At 64.2% G+C, this 22,257-nt stretch carries 19 protein-coding genes; 10 read left to right on the top strand and 9 right to left on the bottom strand.

Going from position 1 to position 22,257, the window contains the following annotated elements:
• Nucleotides 1-22: 22 nt before the first annotated feature.
• The 3 genes from rsmB to AB5Y81_RS09960 all read left to right on the top strand — a co-directional run bounded on the left by rsmB (nucleotide 23) and on the right by AB5Y81_RS09960 (nucleotide 4,378).
• Nucleotides 23-1,315, top strand: coding sequence for a 16S rRNA (cytosine(967)-C(5))-methyltransferase RsmB (rsmB, locus tag AB5Y81_RS09970; RefSeq protein WP_017788634.1), 1,293 nt, complete (start codon nucleotides 23-25; stop codon nucleotides 1,313-1,315).
• A 147-nt stretch (nucleotides 1,316-1,462) separates the two neighbouring features.
• The gene (trkA, locus tag AB5Y81_RS09965) at nucleotides 1,463-2,839 is read left to right on the top strand and encodes a Trk system potassium transporter TrkA (RefSeq protein WP_010635452.1); all 1,377 of its coding nucleotides are present in this window, start codon (nucleotides 1,463-1,465) and stop codon (nucleotides 2,837-2,839) included.
• Between the two features lie 96 nt (nucleotides 2,840-2,935).
• Complete coding sequence (locus AB5Y81_RS09960) at nucleotides 2,936-4,378, top strand: TrkH family potassium uptake protein (RefSeq protein WP_005307750.1); 1,443 nt, start codon at nucleotides 2,936-2,938, stop codon at nucleotides 4,376-4,378.
• 128 nt (nucleotides 4,379-4,506) lie between these two features.
• Here the strand turns inward: AB5Y81_RS09960 and rmuC are convergent, their stop codons facing one another.
• Nucleotides 4,507-5,847, bottom strand: coding sequence for a DNA recombination protein RmuC (rmuC, locus tag AB5Y81_RS09955; RefSeq protein WP_017783314.1), 1,341 nt, complete (start codon nucleotides 5,845-5,847; stop codon nucleotides 4,507-4,509).
• Entirely contained in the window at nucleotides 5,844-6,059 is a 216-nt protein-coding gene (locus AB5Y81_RS09950; RefSeq protein WP_005307744.1) for a hypothetical protein, read from the bottom strand. Before AB5Y81_RS09950 ends, rmuC begins: the two co-directional genes overlap by 4 nt.
• Nucleotides 6,060-6,197: 138 nt before the next feature.
• Here AB5Y81_RS09950 and AB5Y81_RS09945 point away from each other — a divergent pair, with 138 nt between their 5' ends.
• Nucleotides 6,198-6,710 carry a ferredoxin-type protein NapF gene (locus AB5Y81_RS09945; protein WP_010635455.1) on the top strand — a complete coding sequence of 171 codons (513 nt, stop codon included), beginning with the start codon at nucleotides 6,198-6,200 and terminating at the stop codon, nucleotides 6,708-6,710.
• A gap of 60 nt (nucleotides 6,711-6,770) precedes the next feature.
• On the opposite strand, the gene AB5Y81_RS09940 is transcribed toward AB5Y81_RS09945, so the two are convergent.
• From AB5Y81_RS09940 to AB5Y81_RS09915, 6 genes are all read right to left on the bottom strand, one after another.
• The gene (locus AB5Y81_RS09940; RefSeq protein WP_005307739.1) at nucleotides 6,771-7,223 is read right to left on the bottom strand and encodes an Rrf2 family transcriptional regulator; all 453 of its coding nucleotides are present in this window, start codon (nucleotides 7,221-7,223) and stop codon (nucleotides 6,771-6,773) included.
• A gap of 298 nt (nucleotides 7,224-7,521) precedes the next feature.
• Nucleotides 7,522-8,361, bottom strand: coding sequence for a PfkB family carbohydrate kinase (locus tag AB5Y81_RS09935; RefSeq protein ID WP_005307736.1), 840 nt, complete (start codon nucleotides 8,359-8,361; stop codon nucleotides 7,522-7,524).
• A gap of 119 nt (nucleotides 8,362-8,480) precedes the next feature.
• Complete coding sequence (ald, locus tag AB5Y81_RS09930) at nucleotides 8,481-9,596, bottom strand: alanine dehydrogenase (RefSeq protein WP_279485015.1); 1,116 nt, start codon at nucleotides 9,594-9,596, stop codon at nucleotides 8,481-8,483.
• On the bottom strand, nucleotides 9,593-10,348 hold the full coding sequence (locus tag AB5Y81_RS09925) for a glutamine amidotransferase (RefSeq protein ID WP_025202396.1): 756 nt from the start codon (nucleotides 10,346-10,348) through the stop codon (nucleotides 9,593-9,595). The genes ald and AB5Y81_RS09925 overlap by 4 nt, the downstream gene beginning before the upstream one ends.
• A gap of 84 nt (nucleotides 10,349-10,432) precedes the next feature.
• Nucleotides 10,433-11,929 (bottom strand): CoA-acylating methylmalonate-semialdehyde dehydrogenase, encoded by a 1,497-nt coding sequence (locus AB5Y81_RS09920; RefSeq protein WP_279485016.1) that lies wholly within the window; start codon nucleotides 11,927-11,929, stop codon nucleotides 10,433-10,435.
• 98 nt (nucleotides 11,930-12,027) lie between these two features.
• Nucleotides 12,028-13,359: an aspartate aminotransferase family protein gene (locus tag AB5Y81_RS09915; RefSeq protein ID WP_005307727.1), complete on the bottom strand. Its 1,332-nt coding sequence runs from the start codon at nucleotides 13,357-13,359 to the stop codon at nucleotides 12,028-12,030.
• Between the two features lie 185 nt (nucleotides 13,360-13,544).
• On the opposite strand from AB5Y81_RS09915, the gene AB5Y81_RS09910 reads away from it, so the two are divergent.
• The 6 genes from AB5Y81_RS09910 (at nucleotide 13,545) to AB5Y81_RS09885 (ending at nucleotide 18,783) form a co-directional block, all read left to right on the top strand.
• On the top strand, nucleotides 13,545-14,087 hold the full coding sequence (locus AB5Y81_RS09910) for a cupin domain-containing protein (RefSeq protein ID WP_005307724.1): 543 nt from the start codon (nucleotides 13,545-13,547) through the stop codon (nucleotides 14,085-14,087).
• Between the two features lie 260 nt (nucleotides 14,088-14,347).
• Nucleotides 14,348-15,844: an aldehyde dehydrogenase gene (locus AB5Y81_RS09905; RefSeq protein WP_279485017.1), complete on the top strand. Its 1,497-nt coding sequence runs from the start codon at nucleotides 14,348-14,350 to the stop codon at nucleotides 15,842-15,844.
• A gap of 125 nt (nucleotides 15,845-15,969) precedes the next feature.
• A complete protein-coding gene (locus AB5Y81_RS09900; RefSeq protein ID WP_005307716.1) occupies nucleotides 15,970-16,143 on the top strand; it encodes a hypothetical protein in 174 nt (57 codons plus the stop codon).
• Nucleotides 16,144-16,268: 125 nt separating this feature from the next.
• Entirely contained in the window at nucleotides 16,269-17,171 is a 903-nt protein-coding gene (rarD, locus tag AB5Y81_RS09895; protein ID WP_017766217.1) for an EamA family transporter RarD, read from the top strand.
• A 66-nt stretch (nucleotides 17,172-17,237) separates the two neighbouring features.
• On the top strand, nucleotides 17,238-18,056 hold the full coding sequence (locus tag AB5Y81_RS09890) for an AraC family transcriptional regulator (RefSeq protein ID WP_025202400.1): 819 nt from the start codon (nucleotides 17,238-17,240) through the stop codon (nucleotides 18,054-18,056).
• A 79-nt stretch (nucleotides 18,057-18,135) separates the two neighbouring features.
• Nucleotides 18,136-18,783, top strand: coding sequence for a LysE family translocator (locus AB5Y81_RS09885; protein ID WP_279485018.1), 648 nt, complete (start codon nucleotides 18,136-18,138; stop codon nucleotides 18,781-18,783).
• 99 nt (nucleotides 18,784-18,882) lie between these two features.
• Here AB5Y81_RS09885 and mgtA read toward each other — a convergent pair whose 3' ends face one another.
• A complete protein-coding gene (gene mgtA / locus AB5Y81_RS09880) occupies nucleotides 18,883-21,645 on the bottom strand; it encodes a magnesium-translocating P-type ATPase (protein ID WP_279485019.1) in 2,763 nt (920 codons plus the stop codon).
• Between the last annotated feature and the right edge of the window lie 612 nt (nucleotides 21,646-22,257).

Raw genomic sequence — 22,257 nt, 5'->3', positions numbered from 1 at the left:
CTTGCGCATCTAAGGTAACACTATGAAAACACGCGCACAGGCTGCTCTCGTCATTCAACAGGTGCTGGATCAGGGCCAGTCCCTCTCAGCCGTTCTGCCTGCTGCCCAGGAGAAGGTTGCGCCCCGCGATCGCGCCCTCCTGCAAGAACTCTGCTACGGTACCCTGCGCTGGCTGCCCCGCCTCGATGCGGCGGTCGGCGAGATGATGGACAAGCCGCTCAAGAACAAGAGCCGCATCTTCCACTACCTCATCCTGGTCGGTCTCTATCAGCTCATCTACACCCGCATTCCGGCTCACGCCGCGGTGGCCGAGACCGTCAACGCCGTCAAGCTGCTCAAGGGTACCTCTCTGCGCGGCCTCATCAACGGCGTGCTGCGCAACTTCCAGCGCAGCGCCGAAGTCATTCTGCTGCGTATCGACCGCGTGCCGAGCGTGCGCCTCGGCCACCCCGAGTGGCTTACCAAGCGTCTGCGTCAGGCCTATCCGGAGGAGTGGGAGTTCATCATGGAGGCCAACAACCAGCGCCCGCCCATGTGGATCCGCAACAACAGCCAGCGCCAGAGCCGCGAGCAGATGCTGGCCCGCATGGCCGACGCCGGCATCAATGCGGTGGCCGGTGAAGAGGGCGAGGATTGCATCCTGCTGGAGCGTCCCTGCGACGTAACCAAGCTGCCCGGCTTCGAGGTCGGCGACTGCTCGGTACAGGATGGCGCAGCACAACAGGCGGCCGCCCTGCTCGACCCGCAACCGGGCGAGTGGGTGCTGGATGCCTGCGCCGCCCCCGGCGGCAAGACAGCTCACCTGCTGGAGCGCCAACCCAAGCTGGCCGGCGTGGTCGCCGTCGATGCCGACGAGAACCGCCTCAAGCGGGTGCAGGAGAACCTGGATCGCATCGGCCTCAGCGCCAAGGTGATCCACGGCGATGCCAGCACGCCGGATCAGTGGTGGCCAGAGGGGCAGTTCGATCGCATCCTGCTGGATGCCCCTTGCTCCGCCACCGGCGTCATCCGCCGCCACCCCGACATCAAGTGGCTGCGCCGGGATCAGGACATTCGCGAGCTGGCCGAGCTGCAGCGCCGCATCCTCGGCGCCCTCTGGTCGAAACTGAAAAGCGGCGGTACTCTGCTCTACGCCACCTGTTCCGTGCTGCCGGAAGAGAACCGCGATCAGATCCGCGCCTTCCTCGCGGCCACGCCGGATGCCACCCTGGTGCCCCTGCACGCAGAGGACACACCGGAGTGCCCGGGGCGCCAGTTCCTGCCGGGCGAGGCCGAGATGGACGGCTTCTACTACGCCAGGCTGAGCAAGCGCTAAGCAGGGCCGCAAGTACGGGGGTGCCGCTGGTCGGCACCCGTTACTGCCCAATATCGAGCACGTTTTCCCTATGAGATTCATGATGTTGATGACTGTCCCCGCGCGCACAGGCAGAGCTGGCAAGGGTGACGTCCATGAGGCGGTTCTATGAAGATCATCATTCTGGGCGCCGGTCAGGTCGGCGGCACCCTGGCCGAGAACCTGGCCGGCGAGAACAACGACATCACCATAGTCGATACCGACAGCGATCGGCTGCGCGAACTGCAGGACAAGTTTGACCTGCGGGTGGTGAACGGCCACGGCGCCCATCCCAAGGTGCTGCGCGAAGCAGGCGCCCAGGATGCCGACATGCTGGTGGCGGTCACCAACAGCGACGAGACCAACATGATCGCCTGCCAGGTGGCCTATTCCCTGTTCAACACCCCGAACAAGGTGGCGCGCATTCGCTCCCCGGCCTATCTGGTGGAGCGGGATCGGCTGTTCCTGCCCGAATCCGTGCCGGTGGATCACCTGATCGCCCCCGAGCAGCTGGTGACCGACTACGTGCGCCGCCTGATCGAATACCCGGGCGCCCTGCAGGTGGTGGACTTCGCCGGCGGCAAGGTGGGACTGGTGGCAGTCAAGGCCTACTATGGCGGTCCGCTGGTGGGCAACGCCCTCTCCACCCTGCGCGATCACATGCCCAACATCGAGACCCGGGTGGCGGCCATCTTCCGTCAGGGCCGCTCCATCCGCCCGCAGGGCACCACCATCATAGAAGCGGATGACGAGGTGTTCTTCGTGGCGGCGGCGGGCCATATCCGCGCCGTGATGTCGGAGCTGCAGCGCCTCGAGAGCCCCTACCGGCGCATCATGATCGTCGGCGGCGGCAACATAGGCGCCGGCCTCGCCCGTCAGCTGGAGAAGCGCTACAGCGTGAAGCTGATCGAGCGCAGCCAGAAGCGGGCGGAGCAGCTCTCCGAGGTGCTGGAGAACACCATCGTCTTCTGTGGCGATGCTGCGGATCAGGAGTTGCTGGCGGAGGAGCACATCGACCAGATCGACGTCTTCATCGCGGTGACCAACGAGGACGAGGCCAACATCATGTCGGCCCTGCTCGCCAAAAAGATGGGCGCCAAGAAGACCATGGTGCTGATCCAGCGCAGCGCCTACGTGGATCTGGTGCAGGGCGGCTCCATCGACATCGCCATCTCGCCCCAGCAGGCCACCATCTCGGCCCTGCTGACCCATGTGCGCCGGGCCGACATCGCCAACGTCTACAGCCTGCGTCGCGGTGCCGCCGAGGCCATCGAGGCCATCGCCCACGGTGACGAGAACACCTCCAAGGTGGTCGGCAAGACGGTGGGAGAGCTCAAGCTGCCGCCCGGCACCACCATAGGTGCCGTGGTTCGGGGGGATGAAGTACTGATCGCCCACGATCGCACCCAGATCCAGCAGGACGACCATGTGGTGATGTTCCTAGTGGACAAGAAGTACATTCCGGAAGTGGAACGCTTGTTCCAGCCTAGTCCCTTCTTCCTGTAACCTGCCCATGTACCCAGGCAGCGCAAAGCAGACCCGGCACCGCCTCTCCAGGGGGTTGTCCGGGTCTTTTGTCAATCAACGACCAGGTTATCTTGCATGATCAAGCTGCGTCCCATCATCTTCACCCTCGGGCTGGTGCTCTCCAAACTGGCCCTGTTCATGTGGCTGCCCACCCTGCTGGCCCTGCTGACCGGCTCAGAGGGGTTCGTCGAGTTTCTCAAGTCGGTGCTGATCACCCATGGCGCAGCCCTGCTCTGCCTTCATTACGGCCGCAAGGCGGAGTTTCACCTCGGCGTGCGGGAGATGTTCCTGCTCACCACCTCGGTCTGGGTGGTGGCCTGCATCTTTGGCGCCCTGCCCTTCTTCTTCATCACCCACATCAACTTCACCGACGCCTACTTCGAAACCATGTCGGGGGTGACCACCACAGGCTCCACCGTGCTGTCCGGGCTCGACAACATGGCCCACAGCATCCTGTTGTGGCGTTCCATCCTGCAGTGGCTGGGCGGGGTGGGTTTCATCGTGATGGCGGTGGCGGTACTGCCCTACCTCAACGTGGGGGGCATGAAGCTGTTCCAGACCGAGAGCTCGGACTGGTCGGATAAAAGTGCCCCGCGCGCCAAGACGGTGGCCAACAACATAGTGCTGGTCTATCTGGTTCTCTCCATGCTCTGCTTCCTGGCCTACTGGGTGAGCGGCATGACCCTGTTCGAGGCGGTCAATCACGCCATGACCACCCTCAGTACCGGCGGCTACTCCACCTCCGATCAATCCATGTCCCACTTCTCCAACTCGGCGCACTGGATCGGCACCCTCTTCATGTTTCTCGGCGGCCTGCCCTTCCTGCTCTACGTCCAGAGTCTGAGCCGGCGCGATCACAGCCTGCTCAAGGATGCCCAGGTGCGGGGCTTCTTCTGGCTGGTGGTCTGGGTCACCCTGGTGGTCACCGTCTATCTCTGGTTGCGGGGCACCTACGACTTCACGGATGCCCTGCGCATCAGCAGCTTCAACATCGTCTCCGTGCTCACCACCACTGGCTATGGTCTCGGCGACTATGGCACCTGGGGCCCGCTCACCAGCATCATCTTCATCGTGCTGCTGGCGCTTGGCGCCTGCTCCGGCTCCACCGCCGGCGGTCTCAAGATCTTCCGGGTGCAGGTGGCCTTCGCCCTGTTCAAGAAGCAGATGCGCCAGCTGATGCACCCCTCCGGGGTCTTCCCGCAGAAGTACAACGGCCGGCCGGTCAACGACGCCATCATCCGCTCGATGATCTCGTTCGTGCTGGCCTACTTCGCCATCATCTTGCTGATCGCCGCCCTGCTCGGCGCCATCGGACTGGATCCCCTGACCGCCATCTCGGGCTCCATCACCGCCGTGGCCAACGTGGGCCCGGGCATGGGCCCGGTCATCGGCCCCAGCGCCAACTTCGCCTCCCTGCCCGACTCGGCCAAGTGGATCCTGTCGTTCGGCATGCTGCTGGGACGCCTCGAGATCCTGACCGTGGCGGTGATCTTCTTCCCCTCCTTCTGGAGGCAATAACCGACCAGGGCGGCAATCCGCATGCCGGTGAGTTCACGCGTTCGAAGAGCAAAGCCTGTGCGGACGAAGAAATATAAAAGGGCAGCCACTGGCTGCCCTTCTTGTTGCATGAAACTTGAGCCCCCACCTCACTCGGCCGGGTCTTCCCGTTCCAGCGCCCGGTTGACCAGCGGCTCGGGCAGGGTCTTGGTCACCTCCACCCCCAGCTCGCGAAAGCGCTCCACCTGGGCGATCAGGTTGCCGCGCCCGTTGACCAGCCGCCCCATCGCCTTGTCGTAGCTCTCCTGCGCCTTGTGCAGGCTGCCCCCCAGTTGCTGCATCTCCTCCACGAACAGCCGCAGCTTCTCGTAGAGGCGGCCGGCCCGCTCGGCAATCTGGCGGGCATTCTGGTTCTGCCGCTCGTAGCGCCACAGGTTTTCTATGGTGCGCAGCGCCACCATCAGGTTGGTGGGGCTCACCAGCAGTATGTTGTTGTCGAGACCGTAGCGCACCAGCGAGGGGTCGGCCTCCACCGCGGTGAGGAAGGCAGGCTCCACCGCCACGAACATCAGCACGTAGTCGAGGGTGCGTACTCCGGGCAGCTGCTGGTAATCCTTGCGGCCCAGCTCGCGGATGTGGTTGCGTACCGAGGCGACGTGCTCTTTCAGCGCGACCGCCTTCTCCAGCTCGTCAGCGGCGTTGTACCAGCGCTCATAGGCGGTCAGCGACACCTTGGCATCGATGATGATGTCTTTGTCCTGCGGCAGGTGGACGATGACGTCGGGCTGATAGCGCTTGCCCTTGTCCACCTCGATGTTGACCTGGGTGTGGTACTCGTGACCCTCGCGCAGGCCGCATTCGCTCAGGATGCGCGCCAGCACCACCTCGCCCCAGTTGCCCTGCTGCTTGCTGTCGCCCTTGAGGGCGCGAGTCAGCGCCGCCGCCTCCTCGGTCATGCGGGCGTTGAGCTCGGCGAGGCGCTCCAATTCAAACTTGAGGCTGTGGCGCTGGGCCGTCTCCTGGGCGTGGGTCTCCCCCACCTGGCGGCGAAAGCCCTCGAGCTGCTCTTTCAGCGGAGTGAGCAGCAGATCCAGACTGTTCTGGTTCAGTTCGCGGAAGTTGCCCGAGTTCTGCTCGAAGATCCGGTTGGCGAGGTTCTCGAACTGCTGGCTGAGGCGCTGTTCAGCCTCCTGTTGCAGTTGCAGCTTCTCGGCGGCGGCCAGCCGCTCGCTGCGCAGGGTGGCCTCGGCATCCTTGAGACGGGCGGTGAGCTTGATCAGCAGGGTCTGCTGCTGATCCAGCTTCTGCTGGCCCAGCAGCCGCTCATCCTGCAGCTCGTCATAACGCTCCTGCAGCATCTGCAGGCGCTCCTGGCTCAGCAGCAATTCCCGGGCTTGCGCCGTGCCGCTGCGCCGCCCGATCCCCCAGCCAATGCCGATGGCCAGCAGCGCACCCGGCAGCAGCAGGGCCCAGAGCCCGGGCTCGATCATTTGCGACCCCGTTGGCGCAGGAACAGCTCGAGATAGCGGTTGAGCAGCAGCCAGATCAGCACGTAGAGCAGATAGGCGGCCAGCACCACCCACTTGTGGCTGTTAACCCCGGTGTCGAGCTCGACGAATTCGATCCCCTTGATGCGGCAGTAGCCCCACATCAGCAAGGGGAAGACATAGAGCAGAGAAGCACGCCACAGAAATAACCACATGAGTTCATTCAATCCTGCAAAAAGACCCGCCTAGCTTACACAAGGGCAACCCGGCTTGCGATCCTGGCCGGCGCTATTCTCTGGCTTGCGAAGGGAAACTTGGATAAAATTAACCCCTAATAGGTATCAGGGGTGGGCATGACGCATTTTTTCTGTCGCTGGCTGACGCAGGCATTGGGAGGCTCCCGCAAACCCGAGGTGGTTTGCCATGAAGCCCGTCCCCCCTGGGCCATCGAAGAGTCCCAGTTCCTCTCCCTCTGCTCCCGCTGCGGCGAATGCTTCAAGGCCTGTCCCAACGGCCTGCTCAAGCCGGCCACCCAGCCCGAATACGACGGCAGCCCCATCGCCGGCACGCCGCTGCTCGATCTCGCCTGCGGCCAGTGCAGCTACTGCGGCAGCTGCGCCAGAGCCTGTCCGACCGGCGCCCTCGACCTGCAACTTGGCCGTCAGGTGCAGACCCGGGTACGGATCGAGGCAAGCTGTCAGGCCCGTCAGGGCTTCTACTGCCTGCTCTGTGAAGATGCCTGCCCCCAGCAGGCGATCAAGGCCTGCGCCGACGGCGTCAGCATCAACATGGCGGCCTGCGACGGTTGCGGCGCCTGCGGCCTCGCCTGCCTGCACGGCGCCATCACCCTGATCCCCCAACCCTGATCCCGCGCCCGGCGCAAACGACAAAGGGGCCCGCGGGCCCCTTTGTCGTGCTTGCCTGGCTTATGCCATGGCCAGGATGGAATCCTGTTCGATGCCGAGCAGGTGGCAGAGCCGGGTCGGGTCGCGCACCGCATCGGCCAGGGTGTATTCGCCCAGCACCTCGAGGAAGGCGTTCATGGCGCGACGCAAAATGCCCTGGATTCGGCAGCCGCCGGAGAGGCGGCAGTTTTCGCGCTTGCAGTCCACCGGGCAGAGCACGTGCTCCATGTCCATCACCACGTCGCGCAGGTTGATGGAGACGGCGGAGCGACCGAGCCGGATGCCGCCATGCTTGCCACGCACCGTCTCTATGTACCCCTTGATGCCGAGCTGGTGGACAATCTTGACCACGTGGTTGCGGGAGATGCCAAAGGTATCGGCCACCTCTGTGATGGTCGACAGGCGATCTCCCGGCTGGACGGCCAGAAAGGTGAGGGTACGCAGGGCATAGTCGGTAAATCGTGTCAGTTGCATGGTCGCACTTGCCTCTTACTACAAGCCAGAAATCAGGACGACGACCTAAAGCTAAGAGGTAGGGGAACCCCTGCGCCCGCGCAGTGTCCGCCTCTTAATCTGAGTCGTGGAGGTCAAGGTTAAGAGCAGCTCAGGCGGGTGTCGATGAAGATGCACATAAATCGACACTTTCTTTGATTGATCGCAAACTTGCAGGGTTAGCCCAAGGTTTTGGCGGGTTTTGACGGTGAAATTCGCCGGTTTCCTCCCTCGCCCCAGTCGATGCTGCCATGTATCATTCGCAACCGTTTTTGCCGATTCAATGGGGCTGCTTGAGCCAGTTCTTCAGAGCGCTGGAGGGGATGGAACTCTCGGAGGCGACCGCAAAAGCGCCCCAGTCCACCGCGCACTGCAGCGCCTCCCGGATCGCCATGCCCCGCGCCAGTCCGTGGATCAGGCCGCCGGCGAAGGCATCCCCCGCCCCCGTGGTGTCCACCACCGACACCGGCCGCGCCGCCACCCGGATCTGCTCCTCGCCGTGAATGGCCACCGCCCCCGCCTTGCCTTCGGTCAGTACCAGCCAGGCCAGCTGCTCGCCTGCGATCTGGCGGGCGTGTTGCCAGAGGTCGTCCACCTCGCCGAGATCGGAGCGGGAGGCCACCAGCACGTGGCAGGGGCGACGCGCCTGGCCGCCCTTGGGGTACTGGGCCACTACGAAGCTCTTGCCGAGCATCTGGCGCATGTAGCCGATGATGGCGGTGCCGGGGTAGTTCACGTAGAGGCAGTCCACCCCCTCGCTCGGCAGATCCCCCGGCAGATCCGGACGCCGTGGCCGCCTGAGGATGGTGCGCTCGCCGGTGGAGTCCACCAGGATCAGCAGCTCGCCGGTCTCGCCGCCGAAGCGCTCCACATGGCTGCAATCCAGGCCGTAGCCCGCCGCCTGCTCCAGCAGCCAGTCGCCGGTTTCGTCCAGCCCGATGCGCGACGCTATGGTCACCTCGTGGCCGGCCCACACCAGCCCGATGCCGGTGTTGGCGGCGCCACCGCCGAGCCGACGGCCCTGATCCACGTATTGCAGGCGGGCACCGGCCACCAGGGGTTCGGAGAGGGAGAGCACGTGATCACAGTTGAGATTGGCGAGCAGCAGAATGCGGGACATGAAGAGACCTCACTGACAGGGGAGCCCAGTATATGAGAAAGGGCCACAGCGGCCCTCCCTGAAATCGCGGGGTTTGTGAGCCCGCTCGACGTTTGCCGGGCGGGCCCGCGACGGCTGCGTCAGCCCAGAACAGCCTCGGCGCTGACGTACTCGTAGCCGAGCGCCTGTGCCACCGCCGCCTGGGTGATCTTGCCCTTGAACACGTTCAGACCGGCTCGCAGGTGGCGATCCTCCTGCAGTGCCCGGGCATAACCCTTGTCGGCCAGCGCCAGCACGAACGGCAGGGTGGCGTTGGTCAGCGCGAAGGTGGAGGTGCGCGCCACCCCGCCCGGCATGTTGGCCACACAGTAGTGGATGATGCCGTCCACCACGTAGGTGGGCTCCTCGTGGGTGGTCGGGTGGGAAGTCTCGAAACAGCCGCCCTGATCGATGGCCACGTCCACCAGCACCGAGCCCTTGCGCATCAGCTTGAGCATGTCGCGGGTCAGCAGCTTGGGCGCCGCCGCCCCCGGGATCAGCACGGCACCGATCACCAGGTCAGCCTGGGCGATGCACGCCTCTATGTTGGTGCGGGTGGAGTAGAGGGTCTTGAGAGCCGGGCCGTACAGGCTGTCCAGCTCCCGCAATCGCGGCAGGGAGCGATCCAGGATGGTGACGTCGGCCCCCAGTCCCAGCGCCATGCGCGCCGAGTTGACACCGACCACACCGCCGCCCAGCACCACCACCTTGGCGGGTGCCACCGCCGGCACCCCGCCCAGCAGGGTGCCGTTGCCCCCCTGCGCCTTCTCCAGGCTGTGGGCGCCGGCCTGGATCGCCATCCGCCCCGCCACCTCGGACATGGGCGCAAGCAGCGGCAGACCGCCGCGATCGTCGGTCACCGTCTCGTAGGCGATGGCCACCGCCCCCGAGTGCACCAGCAGCTGGGTCTGCACCGGATCCGGCGCCAGGTGCAGGTAGGTGAACAGCAGCTGACCCGGTCTGAGCAGCTCGCACTCCTCCGGCTGGGGCTCCTTCACCTTCACTATCATCTCGGCCCGGGCGAAGATCTCCGCCGCGCTGGCCACCAGTTCGGCACCGGCTGCCTGGTACTCGGCGTCGGACAGCCCGATCGCCTCGCCTCCCTGCTGCTGCACCAGCACCTTGTGTCCCCGGGCCGTCAGCTCCTGCACTCCGGCGGGAGTCATGCCGACCCGGTATTCATGGTTTTTGATTTCCTTGGGTACGCCAATAATCATGCTCGCTCTCCTGCTGTGATCCCGCCGGCGGCCGTGTCGGCGCCGGGCAGGATGCCCAAAAATTGCAACAACCACTGCATCATGGTGGCCGAATCCACCTCTCCCTCCAACGAGGAGAGGCTGCGCTGATAGCGGTCATCGGACAGGAAATCCCGCCGCCGCTCGATCAGCGCCCGGTTGTACGCCACCGAGAATTCCGGATGTCCCTGGATGGCCACTATGTGGTCACCCTGCAAAAACATGAAATTGGGACAAAAATCATTGCCCGCCAGCCGGGTGGCTCCCGGCGGCAGCTGCTCCACCTGATCCTGGTGACTGGCCAGGATCCGGATGGTCTCGAGCCCCGGCTCCATCCAGGGTTGCCTGGCCAGCATGGGATGGACCGACACCCCCAGCCCCCAACCCTTGGTGGACTTCACCACCTCGCCCCCCAGCGCCTGGGCGATCACCTGGTGACCGAAGCAGACACCCGCCAGCTTGACGTCGGCATCGTGGGCGCGCCGGATCCAGTCGCGCAGCGCCTGGATCCAGGGGATGTCGCTGTAGGCATCGTGGCGCGAGCCGGTGATGAGCCAGGCATCGCACTCGTGCAGATCGGTTGGCAGCTCGCCATCGAGCGCCGACCAGACCCGAAACGCCAGCCCGGGGGCCAGTGCCCGGAAGCCCTTGATAAACATCTCGGAGTAAACGGGGCCGAAGTCCCCCGCCAAATCGGGGTCCAGCCGGTCACAATCGAGAATTCCCAGTCGCATCTGTTACTCCTTCACAGTGATAGCGGCGAACGAAGGTGGATTCCTGCCACCGGGCCATGTCCGGGCTAGCTGCTGCATGGTTGATTACTTCATGGTCGGCATGGAGAACTCCGCGCCCGCCCGCAGGCTCTGGGGCCAGCGGGCAGTCACCGTCTTCATCCGGGTATAGAAGCGCACCCCATCCGGCCCGTGCATGTTGAGCGGCCCGAAGATGGACCGCTTCCAGCCGCCAAAGCTGTGAAACGCCATGGGCACCGGGATGGGAACGTTCACCCCTACCATACCGACCTGCACGCGAGCGGTGAAGTCCCGCGCTGTATCGCCGTCACAGGTGAAGATGGCGGTGCCGTTGCCGTACTCGTGTTCGTTGATGAGCCTGAGCGCCGTCTCGTAGTCCGGCGCCCGCACGATGGCCAGCACCGGGCCGAAGATCTCCTCCCGGTAGATGCGCATCTCGGGGCCGACCCGATCGAACAGGCTGCCGCCGATGAAGTAACCCTCGCCCTGGCTCAGGCCCCGGCCGTCCACCACCAGCTCGGCCCCCTCTGCCACCCCCTGATCCACATAGCCGCGCACCTTGGCCAGGTGCTCGCGGCTGATGAGCGGCCCCATCTCGTTCTCCGGGCTCTGGCCCAGCCCCGGGCCCACCCGCAGCGCCGCCACCAGCGGCGAGAGTTTCGCGACCAGGGCATCGGCGGTGTCGTCACCCACCACCACGGCCACCGAAATGGCCATGCAGCGCTCGCCGGCAGCGCCGTAGGCCGCCCCCATCAGGGCGGAAACCGCCTGATCGAGATCCGCATCCGGCATCACCACCATGTGGTTCTTGGCGCCGCCCAGCGCCTGTACCCGCTTGCCGTGGGCCGAGGCGGTGGCATAGATGTACTGGGCGATGGGGGTGGAGCCGACGAAGGACACGGCGCCGACCCGCGGGTCGGTCAGCAGCACGTCCACCACCTCCTTGTCGCCGTTGACCACGTTGAGCACCCCGTCCGGCAGGCCGGCCTGCTTGAGCAGCTCGGCCATGCGCAGGGAGAGGGAGGGATCCTTCTCGGAGGGCTTGAGGATGAAGGTGTTGCCGCAGGCGATGGCCACCGGGAACATCCACAGCGGCACCATGGCCGGGAAGTTGAACGGAGTGATGCCGGCGCAGACCCCCACCGGCTGCATCATGGAGTGGCTGTCGACCCCGCGGCCCACGTTAAGGGAGTGTTCCCCCTTGAGCAGGTGGGGAATGCCGCAGGCAAACTCCACCACCTCGAGGCCGCGAGTCAGCTCGCCCTGGGCGTCGGAGAACACCTTGCCGTGCTCGCGGCTGATCAGCCGCGCCAGATCGTCCCTGTGCTGCTCCATCAGCTCCTTGAAGCGAAACAGCACCCGGGCCCGCACCAGCGGCGGGGTCTGCGCCCAGTCGACCAGGGCGCGCTCGGCGCTGGCGATGGCATCCTGGCACTCGGCGGCGGTGCTGAGCACCACCTGGCCCTGCTGCTGGCCGGTGGCGGGGTTGAAGATGGCCCCGAAGCGCTCGCTGCGGCTCTCGGTCGTCTCGCCGTCGATGAAGTTGCTGACCCTGTATGTCATAAATCCTCCGTGATGGGTTATTCGTCCCTGCCCGCGCCGTCCCGGGGAGCAGGCACGGGCAAGTGGCGCCGCGACGGGCGCCATCAACCGGTTGAAAGTCAGTCCTGGGCCTGCAGGGCGTCCTGCAGCAGGGTGAAGAGATCGTCGATCTGGCTGCGCTCTATGATGAGGGGCGGCGACAGGGCGATGATGTCGCCGGTGACGCGGATCAGCGCCCCCTTCTCGAAGCAGCGCACGAACACCTCGTAGGCGCGCTTGCCCGGCGCATCCGGCATGGACTCGAGCTCGATGCCCGCCACCAGCCCGTAGTTGCGCACATCCTTCACGTGCTTGCAGCCCTTCAGCGAATGGGCCGCCTCCTCCCAGTAACCCGCCAGATCGGCGGCGCGGCTCAGCAGGTTTTCGTTGCGGTAGATCTCGAGGGTCGCGAGGCCCGCGGCGGCGGCCACCGGATGGCCGGAGTAGGTGTAGCCGTGGAACAGCTCGATGGCTCCCTTGCCGGCCGCCATCATGTCGTCATAGATGTGGTTCTGTACCAGCACGGCGCCCATGGGGATGGCCCCGTTGGTGAGCCCCTTGGCACAGGTGATCATGTCGGGGATGACGTCGAACTCCTGGGCGGCGAAAGGAGAGCCGAGGCGGCCGAAACCGGTGATCACCTCGTCGAAGATCAGCAGGATGCCGTGTTTGGTACAGATCTCCCGCAGCCGCTTGAGGTAGCCTTTGGGGGGCATCAGCACGCCGGTACTGCCGGCGATGGGCTCGACAATTACCGCCGCTATGTTGCTGGCGTCGTGCAGGAAGACGATCTTCTCCAGCTCGTCAGCCAGGCTGAGATCTTCCTCCGGCAGCCCCTTGGTGAAGGCATTCTTGGCGATGTTGAGGGTGTGGGGCAGATGATCCACCCCGGTCAGCAGGGAGCCGAACCACTTGCGGTTGCCGGGAATGCCCCCCACCGAGATGCCGCCGAAGCCGACCCCGTGGTAGCCGCGCTCACGGCCGATGAGCCGGGTACGGGTGCCCTGACCGCGCGCCCGCTGCCAGGCCAGCGCGATCTTGAGCGCGGTATCCACCGATTCCGATCCTGAATTGGTATAGAAGACGTGGCCGAAGCCCTTGGGGGCGATCTCCACCAGCCGGTTGGCCAGCTCGAATGGCAGGGGGTGCCCCATCTGGAACGTCGGGGCAAAATCGAGGTGGGAAATCTGCTGGGAGACCGCCTCGGCAATCTCGCGCCGACCATGACCCGCGTTGCAACACCAGAGCCCGGCGGTGCCATCCAGTATCTTGCGGCCATCCTCTGAGTGATAATACATTCCCTCGGCCGACTTCAGGATGCGCGGCGCCGCCTTGAACTGCTGGTTGGCGGTAAACGGCATCCAGAAAGCGGACATGTCGGAGGGCGTATTGATGTCGCTGATCGGTTTCATGGTCACCTCATCCTTAAGGTGTTTAGTAACTGTCGGCCAATGCCTATTAAATTAAACACCTAAAATCTTAAAAAAGGGCTCAAACTTGCCCCATATGGTGTCACCCGGCTAGCTGCTCTGAGCGGGGTGGTATAAGATATTTAACACAAATTTAATAATAGTAAACAGTCAAGGAGTGTCTATCGATGGATATCGGTCACCGCCTCAAGGCGGTTCGCACCAAAGCCGCCCTCTCCCAGCGCGAGCTGGCCAAACGCTCCGGTGTGACCAACGGCTTTATCTCCCAGATCGAGAAAAATCAGGTGAGCCCCTCGGTCGCCTCCCTGCGCAAGGTGCTGGAAGGGATCCCCATGTCGCTGGCCACCTTCTTCACCGATGAGACGGAGATGGATTCCGAGGTGATCTTCCGCGCCGCCGACATGCCGGATCTCGGTACCCACCCCATCAGCTACCGCCTGGTGGGCCACAGCCGCGCCAACCGCGCCATCGGCATGATGCAGGAGATACTGCCACCGGGCGCCGACACCGGCGATGACATGCTGAGCCACGAAGGCGAAGAGTGTGGCATCGTCATCCAGGGTCAGGTGGAGGTCACCGTCGGCGAGCAGGTCTACCTGCTGGCGCCGGGGGACGGCTACTACTTCGACAGCCGCACCCCGCACCGTTTTCGCAATGTGGATGAGCACGAATGCGTGCTGATCTCGGCCAACACCCCCGCCAGCTTCTAAGCCATGAGAGGGGAGATCCCGCCCCTCGGCGGACCCAGCACAGCGACCAGCCCCTTAGCACCGGCCTGCGGTTCGGCAGGCGTCGATGGCCACTCTTGCGGTGCGGTTTGCCCTGCCGGATACCCTCGCCGGGACGGATTCCGGATGAGGCCAAACCGGCAAGGTGTTTAACGAATTGTTACAAGATGGATTTACAAGCGGCAGGATGTTTAGCATATTGATACGCGGAAACTGACTTTTTGCCGGTTCAAGGAGTGAACATGAGTGACCTGACCCTGGCCCAGTGGCAACACAAGGCCTCCCACCTGACCCTGCCCTCGCAAGCCTTCATCGACGGCAGCTACCGGGACGCCATCAACGGCGCCACCTTCGACTGCATCAACCCGGCCAACGGCAAACTGCTGACCAGGGTTGCCGCCTGCGACGCCGCCGATGCCGAACTGGCGGTGCAGGCCGCCCGCGCCGCCTTTGACGACAAACGCTGGAGCGGTCTGTCGCCCAAGCAGCGCAAGCAGATCCTGCAGCGCTTCGCCGAACTGATGCGGCTCAATCTGGTGGAGCTGGCACTGCTGGAATCGCTCGACATGGGCAAGCCCATCGGCGACGCCATGGGCTATGACGCCCCCGCCGCCGCCAACTGCATCGCCTGGAACGCCGAGGCCATCGACAAGATCTACGATCAGGTCGCGCCGGTCGAGGAGTCCGCCCTGGCGCTGGTGACCCGCGAGCCGCTCGGCGTTGTGGCCGCCATCGTCCCCTGGAACTTCCCGCTGGTGATGGCCTGCTGGAAGCTGGGCCCGGCGCTCGCCACCGGCAACTCGGTTATCCTCAAACCCTCCGAGAAATCCCCGCTCACCGCCCTGCGCATCGCCGGTCTGGCCAAGGAGGCCGGCATCCCCGACGGCGTGTTCAACGTGCTGCCCGGCTTCGGCCACACGGTCGGCGAGGCGCTGGCCATGCACATGGACGTGGACTGCATCACCTTCACCGGCTCCACCAAGATCGGCAAGCATCTGGTGCAGTGCTCCGGCAAGTCCAACCTCAAGCGCGCCTTCATGGAGTGCGGCGGCAAGAGCCCCAACATCATACTGGCGGATGCGCCGGATCTGGACGCCGCCGCCCGCAGCGCGGCCGGCGCCATCTTCTACAACCAGGGCGAGGTGTGCACCGCCGCCTCCCGCCTGCTGGTGCAAAACAGCATCAAGCCGCAGTTCATGGAGCGGCTGCTGGCCCATGCCCGCGAGTGGATCTCGGCCAACCCGCTCGACCCCACCACCCGCATCGGCGCCATGGTGGATCACATCCAGATGGAGCAGGTGCTCAACTACATCGCCATCGGCCAGCAGGAGGGCGCCAAGCTGCTGCTGGGGGGCAAACGCACCAATACCGAGAGCGGCGGCTTCTATATCGAGCCCACCATCTTCGATGAGGTGACCCCAGAGATGCGCATCTTCCGCGAGGAGATCTTCGGCCCTGTGCTGGCGGTAACCGGCTTCGAGACCCTGGAAGAGGCCATTGCGCTCGGCAACGACACCGACTACGGTCTGGCGGCCGCAATCTGGACGGCGGATCTCAACAAGGCGGTGAAGGGCTCCCGCGCCCTGCGCGCCGGCACCGTGTTCGTCAACAACTGGGATGGCGGCGACATGACCATGCCGTTCGGCGGTTTCAAGCAGTCCGGCAACGGTCGCGACAAGTCGTTGCATGCGCTGGAGAAGTACACCGAGCTGAAAAGCACCTGGATCCAGCTCGAATAGCATCAGAAATGACGTTCATTTATCGAAAAGGGGGAGAAATCCCCCTTTTTCATTTTTACCCTTTCATCGTCGGCCTCAATCGATATAATCATCAAATAGACAAGCCCTTAAATATAAAGATAAAAATGTTATTTTTTCTGGGAAGTGTACTGTTTCTGGTAATAGGACTGCCGCTGCTGTTCTACATACTGGGACACGGTGAGGCCTACGTGACCTGGGGTCCGTGGATCTCTGCCATCGCACTCATGCTGTGGCTGCTGCTGGACGTGGACAAGATCCGCCGCGGCGGAGGCCGCTGAGCCGGGCAGTACGCCGTTAAAATCCGCTGATCACCATTTATTCGCTTCTTTCCCCGCAAAAGGATCGCTACACTGATTTTTTGCGATGCGTTCCAGCATCCGCCTCTCCAGTGAAGGTTATCCGCATGCAGCAACACGTTCAGCGCCAGGGCGTCATCTACGCCTTGTGCGCCTATACCCTTTGGGGCCTGGCGCCCATCTACTTCAAGACCATCGCCGCCGTGCCGGCCGCCGAGATCCTGACCCATCGCATGATCTGGTCGTGCGCCCTGCTGCTGGTACTGACCCTGCTCGGCCGCCAGTGGCACAAGGTACAGGCGGTACTGCGCCAGCCGAAGGTGCTGCTCACCCTGGCCTTCACCTCCATCACGGTCGGCGGCAACTGGCTGCTGTTCATCTGGGCCATCAACAACGGCCACATGCTGGATGCCAGCCTCGGCTACTACATCAACCCGCTGTTCAACGTGCTGCTCGGCATGTTGTTCCTGAGCGAGAAGCTGCGCCGCCTGCAGTGGTGGGCGGTGGGACTGGCCGCGATCGGTGTCGCCATCCAGATCATCGCCTTCGGCTCCCTGCCCTGGATCGCACTGGTGCTGGCCTCGAGCTTCGCCATCTACGGCCTCATTCGCAAGAAGCTGGCCCTCGATGCCCTGACCGGCCTCTTGATCGAGACCCTGATCATGCTGCCGCCGGCCGCCATCTATCTGTGGGGCATCGCCGACAGCCCTACCAGCCATCTCACCCAGAATGACTGGCACCTCAACTTGCTGCTGATCGCCGCCGGTGCCGTCACCACGGCGCCGCTACTCTGCTTCACCGCCGCGGCCACCCGGCTCAAGCTCTCCACCCTGGGTTTCTTCCAGTACATAGGCCCCAGCCTGATGTTCATCCTGGCGGTCACCCTCTATGGCGAAGCGCTGGCGCTGGACAAGATGATCACCTTCGCCTTCATCTGGAGTGCGCTGGTGCTATTCAGTCTGGACGGGCTGCGCAGCGGCAAGCGCCGGCAGGCTGCGGAGCAGGCTTGACGGGACGCCGCCCGGCGCTGCAATAATCTACAAGCCCATGCCCGGGTTTCAGGTTATCAATAGCCGATGAGCGCACCCCAATCCCGCATCCACTACTGGCAATCCCGGCTGCTGCCGGGAGTTGAACTTTCCCACTCCCACCACAGGGAGTTCAGCTATGGCCGCCATGTTCACCTGGACTACCACATAGGTCTGGTGCAGCAGGGCGGCCAGAAATTCATCCACAAGGGCAACAGCCACCACCTGGTGCGCGGCGAGCTCTCCACCGTCAACCCGGACGAGATGCACGACGGCCTCAGCCTGCGGCCGGAAGGGTACGAGGTGCGGGTGTTCGCCATCGCCCCCGAGCAGCTGGCCCGCTGGCTGCCAGACAGCCCGGAGCCTTTCTTCGACAAGGGGTTGCAGAGCCGCCCCGACCTCTATCAGGGTTTTGCCAGGCTGCACATGTACCTGGACAACCCCAGCCCCGACGGCCTGCTGGCGGAGAGCCAGCTGCTGGCCCTGCTCGGCGAGCTGCTGCACATCGCCCCCGAGCGCCACGCCCTGGCCGACCCTCAGCTCAGGTACCTGCGCGACTATCTGATGGCCCGGCTGGATCAGCGCCACAGCCTGGAGGATCTGGCCGCCCTGTTCGGGCTGGATCGCTTCGCCTTCCTGCGCCAGTTCAAGAAAAAGACCGGCATGACCCCCTACGCCTGGCTCAAGCGGCTGCGGCTCGAGCAGAGCAAGCGCCTGCTCGGCAGCGGCCTGCCGGTGAGCGAGGTGGCGCTGGCGGTCGGCTTCTTCGATCAGAGTCACTTCCACCACGGCTTTCGCCAGGCGTTCGGCCTCACCCCCGCCGATTTTCGCCAGCAGATGCAGGCCGCCATTGGGCGCACCGACTAACTCCGCACTGCAATCTTTTACAATCCTGCGCCTTCGCGATCCGCCATGCTGTGAACTCGATACTGTCGCAGAGGTTTCCATGTTCACCAGCCTGTTTCTGACCATAGGTCTCATCCACCTCATCGCCCTGGCGAGCCCGGGCCCGGACTTCGCGCTGATCCTGCGCACCAGCCTGCACAGGCCCACCGCCCTCGGGGCGGCGCTGGGCATCGCCTTGGCGATTGTGGTACATGCCACCCTCAGCCTCACCGGCATCAGCCTGCTGATTGCCGAACACCCCTGGCTGTTCATGACGGTGAAGGTGGTCGGCGCCCTCTATCTGGGCTGGCTTGGCTGGGGGGCGCTGAAGGCGGCCTGGCGCAGCTCGGCCAAGCTCGCCCTGCACGCCGGCGGCGAGGCGCAGGGTTGGCGCAAGGGGGTGCAGCGCGGCATTGCCACCAACCTGCTCAACCCCAAGGCGTTGCTGTTCTTCATGGGGCTGCTGGCCGCCATGGTGACGCCCCAGGTGGACGGCCTGACCCGCGGCCTGCTGGTGCTGGAGCTGTTCCTGCTCTCGCTGGCCTGGTTCGGCGTGCTGGCCTGGAGCCTCTCCACCGTTCGCGCCCAGCACCTGCTCGGCCGCGTGCAGCGTCCGCTCAACCTGGTCACCGGCCTGCTGTTCGGCGCCGTCAGCCTCTCCATCCTGACCGGCATGGCCGGCGAGGCCTCTGCCCTGGTCCTGCACTGACATCTGTTTTGCCGCCATGAAAAAGAGGGATGGCCCGGGCCATCCCTCTTTGCGTTCATTGCTCCTAGCCGGGTAACCGGCCCTCTCACTGGCCCTTCATCAGAACCACTGACCGTGGCGCTTGATATAGAGGGTCTTGACGGTCTGGGTCAGCCCCATGTAGGCCAGCATGGTGATCACCAGCCACATGAAGTACTTGGGCCCATCCAGAGTGATGAAGCCGAAGTGTTCAGCCAGCGGCGAGAACGGCAGGTAGCAGCCGATGGCGATGGCGATCGAGGTGGAGAGCAGCACCGGCAGGGTGGCGGTACTCTGCAGGAAGGGGATCTTGCGGGTACGCAGCATGTGCACCACCAGGGTCTGCGACACCAGTCCCTCGATGAACCAGCCGGAGTTCATGATGGCCTGACCGTTGACCAGCGGATCCATGCTGCCGTTGGCGGTGGCATAGAGGGCGCCGGCGCCGAACACGAACCACATCAGGCAGTAGGTGCTGATGTCGAACACCGAGGAGGTCGGGCCGAGCCACAGCATGAAGCGCTTGATGTTGCTCGCCTCCCACTTGCGCGGCCGCTTGAGGAACTCGGGGTCCATCTTGTCCCACGGCAGCAGCATCTGGGAGACGTCGTACACCAGGTTCTGGATCAGCATCTGCATCGCCAGCATGGGCGCCCAGGGCAGCCAGGCGGAGGCCACCAGCACCGAGAAGACGTTGCCGAAGTTGGAGCTGGCGGTCATGTTGAGGTACTTCAAGATATTGCCAAAGGTCTCGCGCCCCTTGATCACCCCCTCCTCCAGCACCATCAGGCTCTTCTCCAGCAGGATGATGTCGGCGGTCTCCTTGGCGATGTCGGCACCGCTGTCCACCGAGATCCCCACGTCTGCATCCCGCAGCGCCGGCGCATCGTTGATGCCGTCACCGAGGAAACCGACGGTATTGCCGTTGGCTTGCAGCGCCTTCACCACCCGCGACTTCTGCAGTGGGGTGAGTTTGGCGAAGATGGTGGTCTGCTTGACCGCCTCGCACAGCGCCACATCGTCCATCCCCTCGATATCCTTGCCGAGCAGCGGCACGCCGGGCGCCAGCCCCACATCACGACACACCTTGCTGGTGATGATGGGGTTGTCGCCGGTCAGCACCTTGACCGCCACCCCGTACTCGTTCAGCGCACGGATGGCCGGCGCGGCCGAATCCTTGGGCGGATCGAAGAAGGTGAGGAAGCCGCGTACCACCAGCTTGGCCTCGTCGCGGGTCTGATAGCTCTGCTTGCACTCGTCAGCCGGGATCTCGCGGGTCGCCACGATCAGCACCCGATAGCCCTCTGCGTTGAACTCCTCGCTCTGGCGCAGCAGGGCACGGCGATCGGCATCGGTCAGCTCCCGCATCTCCTGGCCATCCGCAATGTGGCTGGAGACGGCCAGCATCTCTTCCACCGCCCCCTTGGAGACCATCAGCTGCTGGCCCAGATCGTCCTGCACGATCACCGACAGGCGCCGGCGCACGAAATCGAACGGCAGTTCGTCCACCTTGCGGTAGTTGGCCGGCTTGCAGCTCTCCCCCAGCGCATCGGCGTGCTCGACCACCGCGATGTCCATCAGGTTCTTCATGCCGCTCTGGTGAAAGCTGTTGAGCCAGGCCAACTGCAGGATCCGGTCGTCCCGGTTGCCACGCACGTCGTAGTGGTGCTCGAGGATGATCTTGTCCTGGGTCAGGGTGCCGGTCTTGTCGGTGCAGAGCACATCCATGGCACCGAAGTTCTGCACCGAGTTGAGCCGCTTCACCACCACCTTGCGCTTGGCCATGGCCACCGCGCCGCGCGCCAGGTTGGCGGAGACAATCATCGGCAGCATCTCGGGGGTGAGCCCCACCGCCACCGCCAGCGCGAAGGTGAGCGCCGACATCCAGTCACCGCTGCTGACCCCGCTCAGCATGAAGACGATGGGCACCATCACCAGCATGAAGCGGATCAGCAGCCTGGTGACGCTGTTCACGCCGCGATCGAAGCTGGTCTCGATGCGCTTGTGGCTCACCACGTTGCGGGCCAGCGAACCGAAATAGGTGTCGCTGCCGGTGGCCACCACCACGGCGCGGGCGGTACCGCTCACCACGTTGGTGCCCATGAAGCAGATGTTGGGCAGATCGAGCAATCCTGCCTCTCCTGCGCCGGTGCCGTCCGCCGACTTGCCGGCCACGGCACCCAGGGTGTCGTACTTCTCCACCGGCAGCGCTTCGCCGGTCAGCACCGCCTGGCTGATGAAGAGATCGCGCGATTCGATCAGCTTGATGTCGGCCGGGATCATGTCCCCCGCCTGCAGGTGCACTATGTCACCGGCCACCAGATCGGTCATCGCCACCTCCTTGCGCTGGGGGGCGACCCCGGGCGAGGGGCGACGCTGCACGGTGGCGGTGTTGCGCACCAGTGACTTGAGCGCCTCGGCCGCCTTGGCGGAGCGGTACTCCTGCCAGAAACGCAGCAGACCGCTCAGGCCCACCATGACGCCGAGGATGATCACCTTGACCCAGTCCTCGTCGCCCGGCTCGGCCATCAGCACGTCCATCACGTAGCTGACCAGCCCGAGCACGATCAGCACCATCACGAAGGGGTTCTTGAACGCCTGCAGCAGCTGGATCAGCGCATGGGGTGGCTTGTCGTGGGTCACCTCGTTGGGACCGAACTGGATCAGGCGGTTGGCGGCCTCGGTCGCGGTGAGGCCATCGATGTTGCCGCGCACGGCGGTGAGGGTGTACTCGAGGGACTTGTCGGCCTCGTCGAGCACCCGGGAGGAGAGCTTCTCCTTCTGGCTGCCCGGGGCGACGAACCCTCTCTGCTTGTGCCGGCTGGCGGTATGTTGTTGCTTCATGACTCTTTATCCTGATTTTTACGCGCAAGCGGGCGCTGTCGCGGGCCGGGCCTGGCGTCAGTACTGAAATCGAAGGCTGTGAACCCAACACTGTGCCGGCACGGTCAATCGCCGCGCGCAGGGCGGCCCGTCAGACAAATGTCTGCCGTCGTGCCAACCGGCATGGTCAGGTCGGATCGGGGGTCAGGACACCGCATCCCGTCCCGCAGGGATCAGGAGTGGGCTGGCGTGGACCCCGAGGGTCTAGGTTTGGGCTCTTCGGTCATGGCGGTTCCTCCGAGTTGGACTGCAGCAAGCCGGCCCGGCATCTCGAGGGCGCAGCTGGTCATCGCCGGCGGGCAGATCCGCGCGGCGCGCATTATCGACAGGGCATGAATCGCGACGACGGCGACTCATTGCACAAAGAAGATCAGGATAACGGCAGGCAACCATAACGGCATGATGGTCGAACAATAACGAGCGGCAGCTCATGGGCCGGTTCAGCAGGGAAACAACCGCACCCCATGAATATATTTCAAAATCGCCAAGGCATATTTTGAATATATATATGACAGACGCCTTCATTATTTAAATTCGCAACCCGTCCTATCGAAAACAACATTGTCTTCAATA

Source organism: Aeromonas sp. s2, from assembly GCF_040907935.1.
In the GTDB taxonomy this organism is placed as follows: Bacteria; Pseudomonadota; Gammaproteobacteria; order Enterobacterales; family Aeromonadaceae; genus Aeromonas; species Aeromonas dhakensis.
This window is presented reverse-complemented; position numbering and strand designations above follow the sequence as displayed.